This is a genomic window from Bradyrhizobium sp. AUGA SZCCT0222, from assembly GCF_018130205.1.
In the GTDB taxonomy this organism is placed as follows: Bacteria; Pseudomonadota; Alphaproteobacteria; order Rhizobiales; family Xanthobacteraceae; genus Bradyrhizobium.
Genome location: NZ_JAFCLX010000018.1, coordinates 83,266 through 102,004, shown reverse-complemented (window position 1 = coordinate 102,004; position 18,739 = coordinate 83,266). Strand labels below are relative to the sequence as shown.

The following is an 18,739-nucleotide window of genomic DNA, read 5'->3' as shown; positions in this document are numbered from 1 at the left end:
ACCGCAATGAATTTCTGCACACTGCATACAATTTGTTCAATATGCCATTGTTTTCATCTAGATAAGTAATTAATTTGGGCAACTACTTCGAGCCAATAGCGGCTAGAGTGGAAGTCCAGCGAGGCGGAAGCGTGCGAAAAAAAAGGGACGACGGTGCGGGGCGAAAGACACTCAAGCTCAAGCGGACAGGCCTGCATGAGCGCGCCGCGGCGCGGATGCGAGCCATGATCATCCGCGGAGAGTTGGAGCCTGGGTCGCCGACGCAAGAAACCAAGCTGTCAGAGGCGCTTGGCGTTTCTCGAACGCCACTGCGTGAAGCCATGAAGCTATTGGCCGCCGAAGGACTGGTGGAATTAAGACCGAACCGCAGCCCGCGGATCGCCGAGATCGAGACGGATCGCATACTCGAGTTGTTCGAAGCGCTCGCAGGGATCGAGCGACTTGCGGCTGAACTCGCGGCTCAACGCGCCACCGAGCGCGAATTACAACGTCTGCGCCTCCTGCAGACGCGCATGGAGCACCATCACAGGGACGGCAAGCTCGACGATTATTTCGCCATCAATGGGGAGATACACGGCCTGATCGTTCGCGCCTCGCGGAATGCGCCGCTGCGCGAGGCGCATGAGACGCTGCTGTCGAGGGCAGAGCGTGCCCGCTATCTGGCACTCGGGGCGGAGCGGCGCTGGAGCAATTCTGTTGAGGAACACGCGGCCATTCTTGCCGCACTCGAAGCTCGCGATGGCGAACTCGCCGGACGTCTGCTCTCGGCGCACGTGCAGCGCACCGGCACCGCGCTTTTGGAAGTCTTGCCCAAGACTACACTCAGCAGGCCGGCGGCGTGACGATGAAACTCCTGCTCCTCAACCCGAACACCCGCACGGACATCACCGACCTGATGCTGGCGGTCGGACAGCGCGCCGCTGCGCCGGGAACGGCGCTGACACCCCTCACCGCCCCGCGCGGCGCCCCCTATATCTCGACGCGCGCCGAAGCCCAGATCGGCGGCGCCGTTGCGCTCGAAATGCTCGCGGAGCACCATCGCGAATTCGACGGCGCGATCATCGCAGCCTTCGGCGATCCTGGCCTGTTCGCAGCCAGGGAATTGTTCGACATCCCCATCGTCGGCATGGCGGAGGCTGCGATGCTGACCGCCTGCATGGCGGGACGCCGGTTTGGCCTCGTAACATTCGCGCGGGCGCTCGGCCCATGGTTCGAGGAATGCGTTCGCGCGCACGGGCTCTGGGATCGCTGCGCGGGTATCCGCATGCTCGATGGTCCGTTCCGTGAGATCGCAGAAGTGGGGACTGAGAAGGAAGACCTGCTCGTCGAACTTGCCAAGCGCGCGGTGGAAGAGGACGAAGCCGATGTCCTCATTTTGGCCGGCGCGCCTCTATCGGGACTGGCCGAGCGGGTCGCCGATCGCATTCCGGTGCCTGTCATCGACCAGGTCGTGGCCGCCGTCAAACAGGTCGAAGCCCTGCACGCGCTCCGCTTGCGAAAAGCGAGCGCGGGGACATTTCGCCGGCCCGCTGCAAAGCCGACGAAAGGCCTCGCCGGTCCGCTGGCCGCCCGTCTCGAACATCGCGACGCTTGAGATGCACGTCCCTCGAAAATGACGATAGCACAGGCACGGGATTTGCTTTCCCATTGAAGTCGAGAGGAGTGCTCCATGGCTGAAGCGAAGGGCGGTCGTTCGCTCGTACTTGACGCAATCACACACCGTTATCCCGGTGGTGCGATCGCGGTGGAAGACATCAATCTCGACGTAAAGGGCGGCGAAATCATCGCATTGCTCGGCCCGTCCGGCTGCGGCAAGACCACGCTTCTGCGCATCGTGGCGGGCTTTATCGCCCAGACCGAAGGACGGATCATCATCGGCGACGAGATCGTCGATGCGTTGCCCCCCAACCGCCGCGCCGTCGGGATTGTCTTCCAGAACTATGCCCTGTTTCCGCATCTGACGATCGCCGAAAACGTCGCCTATGGTCTCGCCGCGCGTGGCGTCGACACGGCGACACGTCGGCGCGAAGCGCAGCGCCTGCTTGAGCTCGTGCAGCTTTCCTCGATGGGCGAGCGCTTGCCGCGTCAGCTTTCCGGTGGCCAGCAACAGCGTGTGGCGCTAGCGCGCGCACTGGCTATCAAACCATCGATCCTGCTGCTCGACGAGCCCTTTGCCGCGCTGGACAAAAATTTGCGGCTCGACATGCAGATTGAAGTCAAGCGCCTGCAGCGCGTTTCCGGAATTACAACGCTCATTGTGACGCACGACCAGGAAGAAGCGCTGTCTATGGCCGACCGCGTCGCGGTTCTCAGCCAGGGCCGGCTGGAACAGTTCGGATCACCGTCCGACGTCTACGACCGTCCGCAAACATTGTTCGTGAACACATTCGTCGGTTCGACCAATCGGATGCCGGGCACACTGGTGTCGGCCGATCCGACCGGCGCGAAAGTTCGCCTCGACGCCGGGGCTGAGATCATCGCCAGGCCAGCAACGAAATCGATGACGGAAGGTGGTCGGGTCACCGTTTGCATTCGGCCCGAATATTTGCAGTTCGTGACCGACGATTCCGGCTTCGCCGGCGTGGTCGGGATGGCCCTGCCCCTCGGTGCAACCGTCGTGCATGAAGTCACGACCGCGGACGGATCGGGCGTGAAAATATCCCAGGCGCGCTTTGGCGAAACGCGCCTGCTGGAGAGTGGCGTAGCGGTGCGTATTGCGCCGCTCGCTCCATCCCTCGCCACCGTATTTCCAGCATCACTTTGAGTTCGGCGTCAGAATACAACGGGAGTAAAGCCTCATGATCAATCGCAGAACACTTCTAACGACCGCATTGACCCTCGGCGCCATGAAGGCGTTCCCGGGATTAAGCTATGCCCAGGCTCGTCCGTTGGTTTTCGCCACATTCACGGGAAGCTGGGAGGAGGCCCACAAGGCGGTGTTGGTCCCGGCCTTTCGCAAGGCGAACCCCGACGCGTCGATCGTGCTCGACCCGATGCTGTCCGTCGACCAGATCGCAAAAGTAAACGCGGCGCGTACCAATCCGCCGATCGATGTGATGCTGCACGATCCTGGTCCGGCGCTCGTTGCCATTGGTCAGGATATCGTCGAGGCGTTCCCGGTCGAAAAGAGCACCTATTACAGGGACCTCATTGCCGAAGCCCAGGAACCGATGGCGCCGGCGCCGTTCTTCCAAGTGGTCGGTCTTACTTACAATCCCGACACGATAAAGACGCCGCCCACCTCCTGGGCCGACCTCTGGAAACCGGCGTTCAAGGGTAAAGTCGGCATCACCAATCTGAATTCGACGCTCGGCACCGGATGGCTTGTCGAAATCGCCAAGATGCATGGTGGCTCGGAAGCCAATGTCGATCCCGCCTTCAAGGCATTGGAAGCGCTGAAGCCCAACCTGGCAGCGGTCGCGGCCAATCCGGGTGCATTGGCGACGTTGTTCCAGCAGGGCCAGATCGATATTTCGCCCGGTAATTTCAATGCCATCCAGATTCTCAAGGCGCGCGGCGTTCCCGTTGAATTCGTGGCGCCGAAGGAAGGCGCGATCGCCTTCAAGACCACGATCCACGTCGTCAAGAACTCGCCAAACAAGGAGCTCGCCTTCAAGCTCATCGAAGCGTCCCTCTCACCTGAGGTGCAGACGACCCTGATGAATTCGCCCTATCTGATCGTCCCTACGAATTCAAAGGTCCCGATGGCGGGCGAGATCGCGCGCGTGCTGGCGAAGGACACCGCAGAATTGAAAAAGAAATTCGTCTTTCAGGACTGGAAGAAGATCAACGAGCAGCGTTCCGCCTGGATCGAACGGTTCAACCGCGAAATCAAGCTCTGAGGAACACGACGATGGCTGCCACATCGGTGCCGCGCGACGTCACATCATACGGTATAGGGCTGGCTGCACCGCTGGCGCTGTTCTTCCTGTTGTTCTTCGTCGCGCCATTGGTCCAGCTGTTCGTTCTTTCACTGCACAACGATACGGCCGGCGTTGTCTGGGGCATCGGCCAATACGTTCATTTCTTGACCGATCCATTCAGCCTGAGCGTACTCGGCTCGACGCTGCTCCTGGGCGCGGAAGTGACGGTCCTGTGTCTGGTGTTGGGCTTTCCAATCGCGTGGCTCTATCATCGAGTCGGATCGCGAGCTCAGACGCTCATCATCCTCATCGTGCTGCTGCCGCTCCTGACAAGCGTTGTCGTACGCACCTTTGCATGGATCGTCATTCTGGGCCGTCAAGGCATCATCAATTCGACACTTCTTTCGATCGGTGCAATCGACACTCCAATGCGCCTTCTCTACACCCAGGTCGGGGTGGTCCTTGCCCTCGCCCAGGTGCAGATGCCGCTGATGACGTTGCCGCTGATAACGGCGCTCGGTCGGATCGACATGAACCTCGAGGATGCGTCCTGTTCGCTCGGCGCAGGGAACTGGCGTACCTTCTGGAAAGTGGTGCTGCCGTTGTCGCTGCCGGGCGTGATCGCGGGTTGCACGCTCACCTATGCCGCCGCCATCACGGCGTTCATCACGCAGTCGCTGGTCGGCGGGGGACAAATGCTGTTCATGCCGATGTATCTCTACCAGCAGGCATCGACACTGCAGAACTGGCCATTCGCTGCCGCGATCTCGATCATCTTTCTTCTTGCGGTTCTCGCGGTCGTGACGGTGTTCGGTATGCTGGGCCGGCTGTCGCGCGGATATGGTGGAGCCTGACCGATGGGCGGCCGGAAACGCACGTGGGAAGCCATCAGCTTCGAATTCGTGATGACTGTGATCGCGTTGATCGCACTGGTCGTCATCATCGCGCCGTCGCTTGTCGTTCTGATCGTCTCGTTCACCAACGGATTCTCGCTCAAATTTCCGCCGCCCGGCTATTCGGCGCGATGGTACGCCGAGCTGTGGAATGCTTGGCAATTGCATTTTGCTGCAAAGAACAGTTTCATCGTCGCAATGTGGTCGACCGGCTTGTCCGTCGTGCTCGGTGTTGCCGCCGCACTGGCTATTGCACGCTCGCCTACGCTTTCGGCGCGCGTCCTCGATTCGCTCTTCATGTCGCCGCTGGTCCTTCCTGCCCTAGCCTTCGGCCTGTCTGCGCTGATGCTGTTTTCGCTGGTCGGCATGCCAGTTTCCGCACTTACCCTCGTCATAGGCCACACCGTCGTTTGCGTTCCCTATGTGGTGCGCAACACGGTAGCGGCGCTTGCCCAGCTTGAGCCGACCCTGCTGGAAAGTTCAGCCATTCTCGGCGCCAGCCGCTTGTACACCTTTCGCAGGATCGTATTGCCTCTGATCCGCCCCGGGGTCATTGCCGGTGCGTTCATCGCCTTCATGTCCTCGTTCGACAATGTGCCTGTCTCACTGTTCCTGCGGGATGCGGCAACCGACATGCTGCCTATCCGGATGTGGCAGGACCTTGAGGGCAAGCTCGACGTGACGATCGCTGCATTGTCGGGCGTTCTGATCATAGCTACGGTGGCGCTCATGGCGATCATGGAGCGTGTCACCGGCCTGTCGAAGCGATTGACCAGCTGACGTGCGACTCACGCTCCCCGAAACAGGGAATAGCCCCAGCGGGTGAACTTCATTGGCAGATGAAAATGCTCATCCACCTCCTCAACCCTGAAACGGAAAGGTGCGACGGTGAGGAAACTGGCGCCTGCACCACCTGCGAAAAATTCGCCGAGGTGAAAGTGAACTTCGTACTCGCCAGCTTCGATCCCCGATCCACCTACCACTGGGTGGTCAAGCTGGCCATTCGAGCCAAGTCGGCCTTCCGCGATTCGCGTGGGCGCGGGTTCAATGCGCCAAATCTCGACACGCAAGCCCTGCGCCGGGCGCCCGCTCGCGACATCGACAGCATGAATGGATATTCCGCCGGCCATTTGCTCTCCTGTCCCTTGGTCGCCTGTCTGTCAGGCCCTGGCGCATGATACACGCACCAGCGGCAGGTCGGCCAGCACTCCTGCCAGCACTCGCGGCCATGACGTGGCTACAGGCGCTCGTGGCGCTCGCGCTGTTTGCACCGGGAGCTGTGGCACCCTCCGCTCATCTCGATATTCCCAGCCTCTCGATGTTCTCGACGGCGGTATTCGCCGTCGGCGTTGTCACATCTTTTTGGACGGGTGGCTTGATCAACCGCATCGGATCTCTTCGCATGGCCAGCCTCTGCGCCGGCGCGGTGGTCGCCAGCATGGCACTCGCGGCGATAGGATCAGGCGCGGCCCTGCTCGTGGCGGGGCTTTGTCTCGGCCTCGCCTTTGGACCCGAGACACCTGCTAGTACGGCACTGCTGGGCAAATTGGTTACCGATGAGCGACGTCCCCTGGTTTTCTCGGTTCGCCAGACAGGCAATCAGATCGGTGCGGTCTGCGGCTCGCTTGCGTTGCCCGCGATCGCCATCTGGTTTGCCCCACAGTGGTCCTACGCAGCGGTGGGCGCCTGCGCCATCTGCGGGATCATCGTATTCGAGTGGCTGCGACCGCGATATGAAGAGCTGGCGCAAGCGCCTCGGCAACTCGGCATGCGTGCACGGCTGGCATTGGTAAGCTCCGACCGTCGTATCGCAGCGCTCGCGGCGGCCTCGATACCCTTTAGCGGAATGCAGCTTGCCCTCAATACCTATTTTGTCACGCTTGGTGTACGCGAACTCGGGCTCAGCCATCTCGAAGCCGGTGCCGCGCTTGCCGGCGCACAAGCAGGCGGCTTGTTGGGACGGCTCGGCTGGGGTTTCCTTGCCATGCGCATCAATTCCGCACGATTGGTCCTGATCGGCCTCGGCTTGGGAATGACTATATGTGCAACCATCTTCGGTGCTTGGGGGGATATGCTGGGTAAATCGGGACCGTATGCGCTCGCTGCAGCATTCGGTTTAACAGCCAGCGGTTGGAATGGCGTATTCCTCGCGGAGGTCGCCCGGCTTGCGCCACAAGATCGCATCGGCGAGACAACCGGCGCCGTGCTGACAGCTTCGTATGCCGGCTTGTTAGCGACCCCGGTCTTCATTTCCGCCATTGAGGCCTTCGCCGGCCTCGCTGGCGCATTCGTCGGCCTCGCAATCCTTGCGTTTGGTGGGACAGCAGCGCTCGTTCGGGGAGGCGCGCGATGAATGCTCACGAAATCGTCGCCGCAGTCTCGAGCAGGCGAGCGTCAGCCGTCGAAATCGTCCGCGCCACGCTGGATCGTATCGCTGCCGCCAAAGCGCTCAATGCCGTCGTAACCGTGGACTCCGAGCGGTCGCTTTCAGACGCAGCCACGATAGACCGTCGCTTGCAACTCGGTGAAAGCATACCTCTGGCTGGCGTCCCCGTTGTGATCAAGGACAATATCTGGGTTGATGGCTGGAGGGTAACGCAGGGGTCCCGGCTTTTTGCCGACTTTGTGGCGCCGTGCGACGCCATTGCCGTCGAGCGATTGAAGAAGGCGGGAGCTGTCGTCGTGGGCATGGGCGCCACGTCTGAATTCGCCTGCAAGGGCGTCACGACGTCGCTGCTGTTCGGTTCAGCGCGACATCCGCTTGATCCAGATTTGACGCCCGGTGGTTCGTCGGGCGGCCCCGCGACGGCCGTTGCAGCCGATCTCGTACCGCTAGCAATCGGCACCGATGCTGGCGGCTCCAGCCGGCGCCCTCCGGCCCATGTCGGTATTGTCGGCTTCAAGCCGTCATATGGCGCCATTCCATATGGCCCGGGGTTCGCCGAACCTTTTTTTGGCATATCTGTGATCGCGCCCATCGCTCGAAACGTCGCGGATGCAGCGCTCGCATTCGAAGCCATGGCGGGCCCCGATGCCCGCGATTCTGATTCCGCGCTGGTCGAAAGCAGTGACGTCGATTCGTCTGATCTGCGTGTCGCATTCTCGCCTAAGCTGGGGCTCGATACACCCGTCGATCCCGCGATCTCCGAAAGGCTGGAAGTAGTAGTAGAGCATCTCGCCAAAACAGGCCTGCGATCTGTCCGTCGTGACCCGGTATGGCCACCCGGCGCAACCGAGGAGGCGCTGATGCCGCTGCAGCACGGGGGACTTGCCGAACTCTACGGCGCAGCCTTCCAAAAGGATCCCGAACAATTCGATCCAGACGTAGCCAGACAGATTGAGCGCGGTCTTTCCTTGCGCGGCGTAGACGTTATTGCCGCCCTTGGAGCAAGCTCAGCCATCACAACTGCTTTCGCCGAGTTCTTCCGCGAATTCGATCTACTTTTGGCACCGACCGTTCCCTGCGTTGCCTGGCCACTTGCTCAACTCGGCCCCAAAGTGATCGGTGGAAAGGAAGTAAGCCCTCGAGTTCACGCCGCTTTTACACCGTTCGTCAATCACGCACGCCTTCCGGCGATCACAATTCCCTGCGGATGCGACGGCAACGGCCTTCCATTCGGGATTCAGATTATCGCACGAAGGGGACGGGACCGACTGTTGCTCCGCGCAGCAACGCGCATTGAGGATGAGATACGCGCTCTTCCTCATTGAATACGCGAACTCCTGTTCCAACCTATCATGAGGAATCTTGTTCAAGATCCAGCCCAGCGCGAGTTGGTCAAATTCACGATCCATGAGCGGCCATTCGACGAGGAATAGATTTACGCTGCGATACGAGGCAGCCACCAAACAAAACCGGCAACCCGAAATTGCTCGCCAGCTGGCTATTTGAACATGGTCGGTACTGCATTTGGTACAGCATGGCGGAAGGCGACCGCGCTTAAGTGCTGATTGTGTTTTGTTTTTCGAAAAGTCCCGGCCCAATCCATCATCGGCGCGACGGAGAAGCGATAGCCTTGATATTTCAACAGCTTATCTACTCTTCAATGGGACGAACAGCGAAATTGTGCACTCCAAACTAGACGAAATTGCACACGTCTGTACTCGTTTTGACCTCTCCGTGCACACGAAAGTCGGAGTGCACACGCGTGGCGACCTTCACACAAATGGCATCTGGAAACTGGCGCGTCCAGGTCCGCCGCAAGACCCGCTATGTGGCCGAGACATTCCGACGGCACAAGGACGGCGAAGAATGGGCGCTCGAGATGGAGCGCAATAGCGACCGCAACGGATCGTCCAAGCCACGCGTGGCGCGGAGCGTTCGCACGTTTGGCGATCTGATCGACCTGCACGATGAAGACGCACGAGTTGGAAAGCCCCCTCGCCGGTCAAAAGCTGCCGTGATGGCGTCATTAAAAGACAGAGCTCGGCAGCGTGAAGCTGCCCGCGCTCAATCGAGATCGGCGCTGGGCCTTGTGATGCACAACGCGCCGTCCAAACGAGTGGCGTCTCTCAAATTCCTCGGAACGATTAATTTTGCGGTCATCTGCGCGAGTTTTAAGCGCGGATTGTCCAAAAATGCCGCGCCTCCGCCCGTTGACGACGGCCTTTCCAGGTCTCAAAATTAAAAACTAGGTTCCATTTTTCGGAACTACTCGGAAAGCCTCGACACGACCATGAACGCAAGACCATGAGCGCCCTCGACAATGCCATTGAGATCTTGCGCTGCTTCGCCCCGCATCGGCCGGAGATCAGCAATGCTGACGTGATCCGGCTCACCGGCAAGCCGAAGAGCTCGACGTCGCGGCTGCTGCGTCAGCTTAAGGAGTGTGGGCTGCTGGAGCAGGACGCATTGACCCGCCGTTATCGGCCGGGCCTGCTGGTTTTCGAACTCGGCCGGCTGCATCGAACCCAGAATGATTTTGTCGCCCTCGCCGAGCAGCGGTTGCGTGCGGTCTGTGCCAAGACCGGCCATACCGGCTACATCTCGGTGCTCGACGGCGCCGAACAGGTCGTGCTGCGCGTCGTCCCCGGATCCAATCCGCTTCAGGTGGTAACGCCGCCGGGCGTGCGGGCGCCGGCCTTCGCGACATCCAACGGCCGAGCCATGCTGGCGCGCCTGAGCGATGCCGATATTCGCGGCCGCTTGCCAAAGCCTCTACCTGCAATCTCGCCGTCTGCACCGCGGAATCTGACGGCGCTGATGGCGCGTATCGCCGAAATCCGCCGCACCGGCTATTCCGAGGCCAGCAATGAATCCTTGCCGGGCGTGGGCTCGCTGGGTTTCGCACTCACCCGCCGCGACACCAATGAAACGATCGGGGTCGCGGTATCCTATCCGAGCCAGCTGACCTCGGCCGAAGAGCGCGCGAAGCTCTGGCAGGCGCTGCGCGCGATGGCCGTCGACCTCGGCCGGCTTTTCGATGATCCGATATGGGTCGCGCTGCATGACGGCGCACCAAAGCACAAGGCCGCATCAAGATGAACGCGGCTCGCACGGGTATCACGCCGATTGCCTGGTTGATCGCGCCGAGCGCCCTGCTGTTCGCTCTATTCTTCTTCCTGCCGATGGGGCTGATGGCCATGATCAGCCTGCTCACCGGCAATCCGGTCGTGCAGCCAAATGTCGATTTCACGACCAAATACTATCGGAGGATTCTCGACGACACTTATTATTTCGAGGTGATCTGGACCACGCTTCGGATTGGCCTGCTCACTACGCTGGCGGCGTTGCTGATCGGCTACCCGCTGGCGCATTGGATGGCGCGCATCCGCGGTCGCACAGCCTATGCCATGCTGATGATGGCCGTGCTAACGCCGATGCTGACGGGCATTGTCGTCCGCACCTTTGCCTGGATGGCGCTGCTGTCGGACAAGGGCGCGATCAACCAGGCACTGATCGGGCTCGGCCTGATCTCGAAGCCGCTGCCGCTGATGTACAACGAATTCAGCATCGTGCTGGGCCTGACGCATATCTACGTGCCCTACATGGTCCTGACGCTGGTCGGCGTCATCGGGCGGATCGACGAGCGGCTGGAACATGCGGCACAAAATCTCGGCGCCTCGCCGCTGCGGGCTTTCCTCGAAGTGACGCTGCCCCTGAGCCTGCCGGGCATCCTGGCCGGCTCGCTGCTGGTGTTCGCGCTGGCCATCAGCGCCTATGTCACCCCGATCCTGATGGGCGGCTTCCAGATCATGACGCTGCCGATGCTGATCTACCAGCAGATCTCATCGAGCTTTAATGTCGGCTTTGCCGCCGCACTCGGCATGGTGCTGCTGACGATCTCGCTGGTTCTGGTCATCGCCTATAACCGCATCCTCGGGCTGGTCTCCGGCCAGCGCGATCTGCAGTGAGGCCGCCGATGACCACAGCACCATTCACCCCTCGCATTGGCCGCTTCTGCTACCTGGCCCTCAATGTTGCGGTGGTGGTCTTCCTGCTGGCGCCGATCGCCATCGTCTTCGTGTTCGCTCTCAATCCGACCCCCTATATCCAGTTTCCGCCGGTTGGCGTTTCGTTGCGCTGGTTCGAAAAATTCTTTGCCTCGCGCGATTTCATGAACGCCTTGCGGTTGAGCCTCGAGGTCGCCGTCATGACGACCGTCGCGGCAACCCTGTTCGGTGCCAGCGCCGCGCTCGCCCTGGCACGCGGCGGGCTGCCCGGCACGCGCGTCATCACCGCGATCATGCTGTCGCCGCTGATGCTGCCGGCGATCCTGACCGGCCTTGCGCTGTTCCAGACCTATGTCCTGCTCGATGTCGGCCGGCCGCTCTGGGGGCTGGTGCTCGGCCATACGCTGGTGTCGATTCCCTACGTGGTGCGCACGACGCTGGCGGTTCTGCAAAATTTCGATACCCGTCTGGAAGAGGCCGCGCGCAACCTCGGCGCCGGTCCCTTGCGCACCTATTTCGAGGTGACGCTGCCGTTGACCAAGCCCGGCGTGATGGCGGGAGCCGTGTTCGCCTTCATCGTCTCCTTTGACCAGTTTCCGGTATCGCTTTTCCTCGTCTCCCCGGGCCGGGAAACGCTGCCGATCACGTTGTTCAACTATCTGAAGTTCGATCTGGACGGAACGATCGGCGCCGCCTCGGTGGTCTCGATCCTGCTCGCCGTGCTGGTCGTCGTCGGGCTCGATCGCACGGTCGGGCTCAGGTCCTACGCCAAGCTTTGACTGTCATTCCCAGAGAGAGGATCGTCCCATGACCCGCCTGCCGCTGAACCGACGTCAATTCCTCGCCACCGGTGCCGCCGCCGGCATCGGCATGATCGCCGCTCCCCACGTCGCCCGCGCCGATGCCGCGACGCTGCGCATTACCGGATGGGGCGGCAAGTGGGGACAAACCATGTCGAGCGAACTGATCCCCGCCTTCGAAAAGGAATTCAAGTGCAAGGTGGAGACGGACTCGGCCTTTCCATACCTGCCCAAGCTCCAGGCCAGCCCGCGTTCGGCGCCGGTCTATGACGTGCTGCATACCAATTCCAACGAGCAATGGGCCGCACTGGAGATGGGGATCGTCGAAGCCAAGATCGACGCCAAGCAGGTCCCGAATATCGCCGACGTCTATCCTTATGCCGTCAGCGACAAGATGGTCGGCGTCTGCATCTTCACCAGCGCCATCGGCCTCGGCATGCGCACCGACAAGGGCTACGCCAAGGTCGCGTCCTGGAAGGAGCTCTGGGACCGTGCCTATGACGGCGTGCGCGGCGGCTATGTCATTCCGGTGAACAGCCTTGGCCAGGCTTTCCTGATGATGAGCGGCGCCCTCTTCGGCAAGGGAATGACCGATCTCGACGCCGCATATGCGGCGATGGAAAAGCTGAAACCGATCAAGCTCGTCGACTTCACCGGAACGATGGAAAAGATGATCCTTTCCGGCGAAGTCGGCCTAGCGGTGATCCATGATTCCGGCATCCTGCGCTATGACGGCCAGAACCAGCCGACCACCTTCGTCGCGCCGTCCGAAGGCGTTCTCTCACTGGAACAGGTCCTCACGCTTACGCCGGGCACCAAGGTCCGCGAACTCGCCAACGCCTATGTGAACTACATGCTGCGCCCGAACGTGCAGAAGACGCTGGCCGAGTCGGTCTGGTATTCGCCGGCCAACAGCAAGGTGAAGCTCGACGACAAGTACAACGAAAAGCTTCTGACCACGCCGGAGAAGGTCGCCAAGCTGATCCAGCCCGACTGGAAATGGTACAATGCGCGCAAGGACAAGATCGATTCCCGCGTCAACCGCATCTTCCGCGCATGAGCGCGCGTATCGACATTATCGCCGTCACCAAGACCTATGACGGCACCACGCGTGCCGTCGATGCCGTCGATATGAGCATTGGGGAAGGAGAATTCTTCTCGCTGCTGGGACCATCCGGCTGCGGCAAGACGACGACGCTGCGAATGATCGCCGGCTTCGAGACGCCGACCGAAGGCGTCATCGAGGTCGGTGGGCTCGACGTCACCCATGTGCCGGCGCACAAGCGCGACATGGGAATGGTATTCCAGAACTATGCCCTGTTTCCGCATCGCACGGTCGGTGAAAACGTTGCCTTCGGTTTGCGCATGCGCGGCATGGATCGCAGCACGATTGCCCGCAAGGTCACCGATGCGCTGGCACAGGTGGAGCTCGTCGGATACGAGGACCGCCGCCCCGGCGAACTCTCCGGGGGCCAGCAGCAGCGCGTCGCCCTGGCCCGCGCCATCGTGATTGAGCCGCGGGTGCTGCTGTGCGACGAGCCGCTCGGCGCGCTCGACAAGAAGCTGCGGCAAGCGATGCAGTTCGAACTGAAGCAGCTGCAACGCAAACTCGGTCTGACCATGGTCTTCGTCACCCACGACCAGGAAGAAGCGCTCGCGATGTCCGACCGGATCGCCGTGATGAATGCCGGCAGGGTCGAGCAGATCGGCGCACCGTCCGATATCTACGACCGGCCAAGCACGCGCTTCGTCGCCGATTTCATCGGTGACACCAACCTGTTCCGCGGCGAGGTGATCCGCGACGGCGGCGGCAACTCCGTCCTGCAGGTCGACAAGGGCCTGTCGATCGCGCTGGCCGCGCCGCCCAAGGCAAACGGCGTAGTTTCGATCGCGCTGCGGCCGGAGAAGATCAGCCTGGCTACCCCACCCGCGCTAACCGACCATGGCCTCGACGGTGTCGTCGAGAGCGCCAATTTCCAGGGCGGTTCGGTGCTTTACCGGATCGAGACGGCAGGCGGCAGGCGCCTGCTGGCGCAACAACCGAACAATGGCTCGCATCAGCTGTTTCCAGCCGGCGCCGCCGTCGCCCTGCGCTGGAAACCATCGGACATCGTGATTTTGAGGGACTGATATCATGCAACAAAAACGCATGGGCGTGGTCGTGATCGGCCAGAGCCCGCGACCTGCCATCGTAGCCGAAATCGCGGCGGTGCTATCCCCCGGGCTGGAGATCGAACTGCGCGGCGCGCTCGACGGCATGACGCGCGCCGAAATCGACGCGATTCCGCCGCGCGACGGCCACGACGCCCTGTTCACCCTGCTGCCGAATGGCGACAGTGTCACCATCAGCAAGAAGGCGGTCGAGACGCGGGCGGCGATCCAGATCGAGAATTTCGCACGCGAGGGCGTCAAGGTCGCCATGCTCGCCTGCACCGGAAAATTCCCCAACCTCGCGCCGGATCGCATGGTGATCCTGCCCTCAGCCGTGCTGCATCATATGGTCGAGGCGGTGTTTCCGAAGGGGCGTCTCGGAATCTTCTCGCCGCTGCCGGAACAGACCGCGCTGATTGCCGGGAAATGGCAGCGGCCAGACGTCGAAGTCGTCGGCGTGACGATGCGGCCGGGGTCCGACGCCGCGGCTGTCGATGAGGCCGCACGCAAAATGTCGACGCTGTCGCCGGACCTCGTCGTGATGGATTGCATGAGCTACACGCGCGCCAACAAGGCGCGTGCGCGCCTGGCCTATGGTGGGCCGGTCATCCTCGCCATCGCTGTCGCCGCACGGGCCGTCGAGGAGTTGGTCGCATGAAGGAGCTCGCTCTCACCGAGATCACGCTCGAAGATATCGAGTCCCTTGCCGTCGGCGCATGGATTCTCGGCACCGGTGGCGGCGGCAGCCCCTATCTGGGTCTGCTCAACCTGCGCCGGCTCTACGCGCAAGGCTATCGCGTGCAATTGATGTCGCCGCTGGATCTTGATGATGATGATCGTGTCGCCGTCGTCTCCAACATGGGCGCGCCGCTGATCGGTCAGGAACGCCTGGCCGACAGCCGCAACATCGCCCGCGCGGTCGAGATGCAGGAGGAATTCGGCGGCTTCAAATTCCGCGCCGTGATGTCCCTCGAGATCGGTGGCGGCAACGGCACGCAGGCGCTGATGGCGGCGGCCCATCTCGGCATCCCGGTGGTCGACGCCGATTGCATGGGGCGCGCATTTCCGGAGGCGCAGATGACATCGTTCGCGATTGGCGGGCTGCGACCCTACCCCTGCACGCTGTACGATCCGCGCGGCATCGAAGCGATGGTGACCAAGGTACCTACATGGAAATGGATGGAGCGGGCAAGCCGCAAGATTTGCGTCGAAATGGGCTCGATCGCCTCGACCAGCAAGGCGCCGCGCACCGGCCGGGAGGTCAAGGATTGGGGCATCCATTTCACGACCACCGCGGCGATTCGGATCGGCCGATTGGTGCGTGAAGCCAACCGCCTGCATGCCGATCCGATCGCGGCACTGCTTGAAAGCGAAGGTGGCAAGCGGCTCTTCGCCGGCAAGGTGGTCGATGTCGCCCGCCGGACGACGGAAGGGTTTTTGCGCGGCTCTGTCACGATCGAGGGCATCGACGACGATCGCGGTTCCCGGCTGGAGCTTTCGTTCCAGAACGAGTGGATCGTCGCCTGGCGCGAGGGCAAGGCGGTCGCGATGTCGCCCGACCTGATCTGCGTGCTTGAGAGCGTCACGGGCCATGCGGTTGGAACCGAGACGGTCCGCTACGGCCAGCGCGTCACCGTGGTGGCGCTGCCGGCTCCCGCCGTCCTGACCAGCCCGCGTGGCCTCGAATTCGTCGGTCCCCGCGCCTTTGGCTACGACCTGGATTTCCGTTCGGTTTTCGAAGAGCGCGCTGGCGCTGGAGTGTAAATTGATGCGACGCATTGGAATTGACGTCGGCGGCACCAACACCGACGCCGTGTTGCTTGATGGCGACAAGGTGGTTTTCGCGGTCAAACGCCCGACCACGCAAGACGTGACATCCGGCATCCTCGACGCCCTGAAAGCCTTGCGCGCCGACCCCGCCACGCGGGGACCGGTCGATGCGGTGGTGATCGGAACCACGCACTTCATCAACGCCGTGGTTCAACGCCGGAATTTGATGAAGGTCGCGGCGATCCGGATCGGTATGCCGGCCAGCGCATCGCTGCCACCATTTTGCGATTGGCCGCAAGATCTCGCCGCAGGCGTGCGCGGCGAGATTTTCATGCTCGAAGGCGGCCACGACTATGACGGCCGGCCGATCGTGCCCTTCGACACGGCCGGCATGCGCGCCGCCGCACGGCGCATCGCCGATCTCGGGCTACGCTCGGTGGCCGTCTCGTCGATCTTCTCGCCGCTCGATCCAAGCTGCGAGATTGCGGCGCGCGATATCCTGCGGGAGATCTGCCCGGATGTCGCCGTGACGATGTCGCATGATCTTGGGCGGATCGGCCTGCTGGAGCGCGAGAACGCAGCACTTCTCAATGCGGTGCTGCACGAGCTCGCCGTCGAAACGGTGGCCGCCTTCCGCGATGCGACCGCCGAAAGCGGCATCGACGCGCCGCTGTTCCTCACCCAAAATGACGGCACGGTGATGCAGGCTGATACGGCCATTGCCTTTCCCGTGATGAGCTTTGCCTCCGGTGCGACCAACTCAATGCGCGGCGCGGCGCACCTGTCCGGACTCGAAGACGCCCTGGTCGTGGACGTCGGCGGCACCACAAGCGACATCGGCCAGTTGCGCCATGGATTTCCGCGGGAGGCCAATACAGTCGTCGAAGTCGGTGGCGTACGCACGCTGTTCCGGATGCCGGACCTGCTGTCGATCGGTCTCGGTGGCGGCAGCCACATCGATCCCGTGTCGGCGAAGGTGGGCCCGCTCAGCGTCGGCTACCGTCTGACGCAAGACGCGCTTGTGTTCGGTGGCGAGCAATTGACCGCGACTGACATCGCGGTCGCCGCCAGATTGCTCGATGTTGGGGATCGCTCCCGCACCGGGTCGATCTCAAAGGAGATGATCGCCGCGGCGCTCACCGACGCTAAGCGGCAACTCGAAGAAAATATCGACCGCATGAAAACCGAGGCCGGCGATGCTCCCCTGATTGCCGTCGGTGGAGGCGCCTTCCTGGTGCCCGAAAAGCTGGCCGGCGTTTCACAGATCATCCGGGTCCCGTTCGGTGATTGTGCCAATGCCGTCGGCGCGGCGATTGCCCGCGTCAGCGGCGAGGCCGATCAGGTCTTCCGCGATCTCACGCGCGACGAGGCCATTGCGGCAGCGCTGGAAATTGCTGAACGCAAGGCTATCAACGCCGGGGCGGATCCCGATAGCCTCAAGACGATCGAGATCGAGGATATGCCGATCGCCTACCTGCCGGGCAATTCGCTGCGGGTCCGTGTCCGCGTTGCCGGTGCGCTTGATCGAATCGAAGCCAGCCGCGAGGTAGCTTAAGCGATGACCGCTCCTTTGCGGCAGGACATGGAGGACAAATATGTCTCTGAGCGATACCCCTACTGCTCAATGCCCGTTCGCGCCAGAACTGGCCCGGAACGATTCGAAACTCCGTCCCGGGAGTCGTAGTCTGGCGAGACCTCCGAAATCATTCCGACCGCTGTCCGGCCCGGCCGGCCGGCACAACGTAATATTCGCGGTCGAAATAGATCAGGTTGTCCACACTGTCCGATCTCTGTAGCTGGTCCACTGCCAGTTCGAGCCGATGCTATGGCGATCATTTCGACCGTTGCGGTTGGGAGGCCAGCAGCGCGTCGATGAAGCGATGCACCTTGAGTGCCTCTTCGCCTGAGGTCATCGGATCGCGGCCGTCACGTATGGCATCGAGAAAATCAGAGATCAGCGCCTGATGGTAGGCGTGCGGGAAAGCCATGGGATCGGCGCCGGTACCCCCGCCGGCGGCGGCATCGCCGGCCTCGAGCACCTCACCGGAGTGGAACGCGACCTTCAGCACGGTGCCCTCGAGAACGGCGACGCCGGCCTCGCCGATCAGTTCGATGCGTTCCGGCAGACCGGGAAAGGCACACGTCGTGGCGCTGACCGTGCCGACGGCGCCGTCGGCATAGCGGATCGCGGCGACGGCGATGTCTTCGGTCTCCATACGGTGGATCGGGCTGGTCGCGGCAAAGCCGGTGACCTCTTGCGGCACACCGGCAAAGGACAGCATCAAGTCGAGCGTGTGTATGGCTTGGGTCAGCAGCACGCCACCACCGTCGCGTGCGCGCGTGCCGCGCCCGGGCTCGTCGTAGTAGGATTGCGGCCGCCAATTGTTGGTGGCGGCGGAGACACCGACGAGCCGCCCAAGGCGACCCTGGTCCAGGACCGCCTTCAAGGCGAGGCAGGCGGGACGGTAGCGGTTCTGCAACACGATGGCGAGCCGGACGCCGGCCTCACGGGTCGCAGCAACGAGGGCTTCGGCGCGTGCCGTGGTGATCTCGATCGGCTTTTCCAGCAGGATATGCTTGCCCGCCGCCGCACAGCGGCCGACGAGATCGAGATGGGTATTGGGCGGCGTCAGAATCAGCACGGCCTCGACCGAACGATCCTCCAGGATGGTCTCAAACCGCTCGGTGAGTGGAAAATCGAAGTTTTGGCCGAAGGCTTCCCGCCGTGCCGGCGTCGGACTGTAGGCGTTGATAACCTCGACCCGGTCCGACAGATCGCGAAGCGCCCGGGCATGCGGGGTGACGGCCATGCCGAGACCGATCAATGCGACGCGCTGCTTCGACGCCGTGGCTACGATCTTGTCCATGC

19 protein-coding genes are annotated in these 18,739 nt (G+C 62.2%); 17 read left to right on the top strand and 2 right to left on the bottom strand.

Annotated elements, in window-relative coordinates; all coding sequences use genetic code 11:
- The first annotated feature begins 131 nt into the window (after window positions 1–131).
- The 6 genes from JQ629_RS18010 (at window position 132) to JQ629_RS17985 (ending at window position 5,536) form a co-directional block, all read left to right on the top strand.
- Entirely contained in the window at window positions 132–842 is a 711-nt protein-coding gene (locus tag JQ629_RS18010) for a GntR family transcriptional regulator (protein ID WP_212413836.1), read from the top strand.
- Between the two features lie 2 nt (window positions 843–844).
- Complete coding sequence (locus JQ629_RS18005) at window positions 845–1,594, top strand: aspartate/glutamate racemase family protein (RefSeq protein WP_212413798.1); 750 nt, start codon at window positions 845–847, stop codon at window positions 1,592–1,594.
- Between the two features lie 75 nt (window positions 1,595–1,669).
- Entirely contained in the window at window positions 1,670–2,764 is a 1,095-nt protein-coding gene (locus tag JQ629_RS18000; protein WP_212413797.1) for an ABC transporter ATP-binding protein, read from the top strand.
- A 34-nt stretch (window positions 2,765–2,798) separates the two neighbouring features.
- Window positions 2,799–3,842 (top strand): ABC transporter substrate-binding protein, encoded by a 1,044-nt coding sequence (locus tag JQ629_RS17995; protein ID WP_212413796.1) that lies wholly within the window; start codon window positions 2,799–2,801, stop codon window positions 3,840–3,842.
- 11 nt (window positions 3,843–3,853) lie between these two features.
- Window positions 3,854–4,717: an ABC transporter permease gene (locus tag JQ629_RS17990; RefSeq protein WP_212413795.1), complete on the top strand. Its 864-nt coding sequence runs from the start codon at window positions 3,854–3,856 to the stop codon at window positions 4,715–4,717.
- 3 nt (window positions 4,718–4,720) lie between these two features.
- Window positions 4,721–5,536, top strand: a complete 816-nt coding sequence (locus JQ629_RS17985) for an ABC transporter permease (RefSeq protein ID WP_212413794.1) — start codon at window positions 4,721–4,723, stop codon at window positions 5,534–5,536.
- Window positions 5,537–5,544: 8 nt separating this feature from the next.
- On the opposite strand, the gene JQ629_RS17980 is transcribed toward JQ629_RS17985, so the two are convergent.
- Window positions 5,545–5,886, bottom strand: a complete 342-nt coding sequence (locus tag JQ629_RS17980) for a hydroxyisourate hydrolase (RefSeq protein ID WP_212413793.1) — start codon at window positions 5,884–5,886, stop codon at window positions 5,545–5,547.
- Window positions 5,887–5,930: 44 nt separating this feature from the next.
- On the opposite strand from JQ629_RS17980, the gene JQ629_RS17975 reads away from it, so the two are divergent.
- The 11 genes from JQ629_RS17975 (at window position 5,931) to JQ629_RS17925 (ending at window position 17,425) form a co-directional block, all read left to right on the top strand.
- Window positions 5,931–7,109 carry an MFS transporter gene (locus JQ629_RS17975; protein WP_212413792.1) on the top strand — a complete coding sequence of 393 codons (1,179 nt, stop codon included), beginning with the start codon at window positions 5,931–5,933 and terminating at the stop codon, window positions 7,107–7,109.
- Complete coding sequence (locus JQ629_RS17970; protein WP_212413791.1) at window positions 7,106–8,467, top strand: amidase; 1,362 nt, start codon at window positions 7,106–7,108, stop codon at window positions 8,465–8,467. Before JQ629_RS17975 ends, JQ629_RS17970 begins: the two co-directional genes overlap by 4 nt.
- 437 nt (window positions 8,468–8,904) lie before the next feature.
- Window positions 8,905–9,384: a hypothetical protein gene (locus JQ629_RS37130; protein WP_249135128.1), complete on the top strand. Its 480-nt coding sequence runs from the start codon at window positions 8,905–8,907 to the stop codon at window positions 9,382–9,384.
- A gap of 62 nt (window positions 9,385–9,446) precedes the next feature.
- Window positions 9,447–10,241 (top strand): IclR family transcriptional regulator, encoded by a 795-nt coding sequence (locus tag JQ629_RS17960; protein WP_212413790.1) that lies wholly within the window; start codon window positions 9,447–9,449, stop codon window positions 10,239–10,241.
- Complete coding sequence (locus JQ629_RS17955; RefSeq protein ID WP_212413789.1) at window positions 10,238–11,110, top strand: ABC transporter permease; 873 nt, start codon at window positions 10,238–10,240, stop codon at window positions 11,108–11,110. Before JQ629_RS17960 ends, JQ629_RS17955 begins: the two co-directional genes overlap by 4 nt.
- Before the next feature lie 8 nt (window positions 11,111–11,118).
- Entirely contained in the window at window positions 11,119–11,928 is an 810-nt protein-coding gene (locus JQ629_RS17950) for an ABC transporter permease (RefSeq protein WP_212413788.1), read from the top strand.
- A gap of 28 nt (window positions 11,929–11,956) precedes the next feature.
- Window positions 11,957–13,009, top strand: a complete 1,053-nt coding sequence (locus tag JQ629_RS17945; protein ID WP_212413787.1) for an extracellular solute-binding protein — start codon at window positions 11,957–11,959, stop codon at window positions 13,007–13,009.
- Window positions 13,006–14,079, top strand: coding sequence for an ABC transporter ATP-binding protein (locus JQ629_RS17940; protein WP_212413786.1), 1,074 nt, complete (start codon window positions 13,006–13,008; stop codon window positions 14,077–14,079). The genes JQ629_RS17945 and JQ629_RS17940 overlap by 4 nt, the downstream gene beginning before the upstream one ends.
- Window positions 14,080–14,083: 4 nt before the next feature.
- Window positions 14,084–14,758, top strand: a complete 675-nt coding sequence (locus JQ629_RS17935; protein WP_249135127.1) for an AroM family protein — start codon at window positions 14,084–14,086, stop codon at window positions 14,756–14,758.
- A complete protein-coding gene (locus JQ629_RS17930) occupies window positions 14,755–15,864 on the top strand; it encodes an S-methyl thiohydantoin desulfurase family protein (protein ID WP_212413785.1) in 1,110 nt (369 codons plus the stop codon). The genes JQ629_RS17935 and JQ629_RS17930 overlap by 4 nt, the downstream gene beginning before the upstream one ends.
- Before the next feature lie 4 nt (window positions 15,865–15,868).
- Window positions 15,869–17,425: a hydantoinase/oxoprolinase N-terminal domain-containing protein gene (locus JQ629_RS17925; RefSeq protein ID WP_212413784.1), complete on the top strand. Its 1,557-nt coding sequence runs from the start codon at window positions 15,869–15,871 to the stop codon at window positions 17,423–17,425.
- Window positions 17,426–17,702: 277 nt separating this feature from the next.
- Here JQ629_RS17925 and JQ629_RS17920 read toward each other — a convergent pair whose 3' ends face one another.
- Complete coding sequence (locus JQ629_RS17920; RefSeq protein WP_212413783.1) at window positions 17,703–18,737, bottom strand: Gfo/Idh/MocA family protein; 1,035 nt, start codon at window positions 18,735–18,737, stop codon at window positions 17,703–17,705.
- Between the last annotated feature and the right edge of the window lie 2 nt (window positions 18,738–18,739).

Excerpts from the sequence above, each read along its gene's own strand:
- JQ629_RS18005 (WP_212413798.1), top strand. The coding sequence starts at position 845 with ATGAAACTCCTGCTCCTCAACCCGAACACCCGCACGGACATCACCGAC.
- JQ629_RS18000 (WP_212413797.1), top strand. The coding sequence starts at position 1,670 with ATGGCTGAAGCGAAGGGCGGTCGTTCGCTCGTACTTGACGCAATCACA.
- JQ629_RS17995 (WP_212413796.1), top strand. The coding sequence starts at position 2,799 with ATGATCAATCGCAGAACACTTCTAACGACCGCATTGACCCTCGGCGCC.
- JQ629_RS17990 (WP_212413795.1), top strand. The coding sequence starts at position 3,854 with ATGGCTGCCACATCGGTGCCGCGCGACGTCACATCATACGGTATAGGG.
- JQ629_RS17985 (WP_212413794.1), top strand. The coding sequence starts at position 4,721 with ATGGGCGGCCGGAAACGCACGTGGGAAGCCATCAGCTTCGAATTCGTG.
- JQ629_RS17980 (WP_212413793.1), bottom strand. The coding sequence starts at position 5,886 with ATGGCCGGCGGAATATCCATTCATGCTGTCGATGTCGCGAGCGGGCGC.
- JQ629_RS17975 (WP_212413792.1), top strand. The coding sequence starts at position 5,931 with ATGATACACGCACCAGCGGCAGGTCGGCCAGCACTCCTGCCAGCACTC.
- JQ629_RS17970 (WP_212413791.1), top strand. The coding sequence starts at position 7,106 with ATGAATGCTCACGAAATCGTCGCCGCAGTCTCGAGCAGGCGAGCGTCA.
- JQ629_RS17960 (WP_212413790.1), top strand. The coding sequence starts at position 9,447 with ATGAGCGCCCTCGACAATGCCATTGAGATCTTGCGCTGCTTCGCCCCG.
- JQ629_RS17955 (WP_212413789.1), top strand. The coding sequence starts at position 10,238 with ATGAACGCGGCTCGCACGGGTATCACGCCGATTGCCTGGTTGATCGCG.
- JQ629_RS17950 (WP_212413788.1), top strand. The coding sequence starts at position 11,119 with ATGACCACAGCACCATTCACCCCTCGCATTGGCCGCTTCTGCTACCTG.
- JQ629_RS17945 (WP_212413787.1), top strand. The coding sequence starts at position 11,957 with ATGACCCGCCTGCCGCTGAACCGACGTCAATTCCTCGCCACCGGTGCC.
- JQ629_RS17940 (WP_212413786.1), top strand. The coding sequence starts at position 13,006 with ATGAGCGCGCGTATCGACATTATCGCCGTCACCAAGACCTATGACGGC.
- JQ629_RS17935 (WP_249135127.1), top strand. The coding sequence starts at position 14,084 with ATGCAACAAAAACGCATGGGCGTGGTCGTGATCGGCCAGAGCCCGCGA.
- JQ629_RS17930 (WP_212413785.1), top strand. The coding sequence starts at position 14,755 with ATGAAGGAGCTCGCTCTCACCGAGATCACGCTCGAAGATATCGAGTCC.
- JQ629_RS17925 (WP_212413784.1), top strand. The coding sequence starts at position 15,869 with ATGCGACGCATTGGAATTGACGTCGGCGGCACCAACACCGACGCCGTG.
- JQ629_RS17920 (WP_212413783.1), bottom strand. The coding sequence starts at position 18,737 with ATGGACAAGATCGTAGCCACGGCGTCGAAGCAGCGCGTCGCATTGATC.